The sequence below is a fragment of the Streptomyces carpinensis genome (assembly GCF_002154505.1).
Lineage (GTDB): Bacteria > Actinomycetota > Actinomycetes > Streptomycetales > Streptomycetaceae > Streptomyces > Streptomyces carpinensis.
In genome coordinates this window covers 431-653 of the sequence record NZ_MUBM01000766.1, presented here as the reverse complement: position 1 = coordinate 653, position 223 = coordinate 431, and the positions used below count along the sequence as shown (strand labels likewise).

The 223-nt window shown below is 72.2% G+C and carries 1 protein-coding gene; it reads right to left on the bottom strand.

Going from position 1 to position 223, the window contains the following annotated elements; all coding sequences use genetic code 11:
• The coding region (locus tag BZY54_RS48640; RefSeq protein ID WP_279634789.1) for a beta-ketoacyl synthase N-terminal-like domain-containing protein at positions 1 to 223 on the bottom strand (223 nt) is incomplete at both ends.

The window sequence follows — 223 nt, the reverse complement described above, 5'->3', positions numbered from 1 at the left end:
CTCGCCGGAGTGGCTGACCAGTACGTAGTCGCTCTCCAGCCGGGTCGTGCCGCCGACCGCGGTGCCCAGGGAGACCCCGACCCGCCAGGGGTTCTCCCGTGCGAGGTCGAGTCCCGAGTCCCGTACCGCCTCATCCCCGGCGACCAGCCCGAACTGGATGTAGCGGTCGCAGCGCGCCACCTGCTCCCCGTCCAGTCCGAGGGCCGCCGGATCGAAGTCGCAC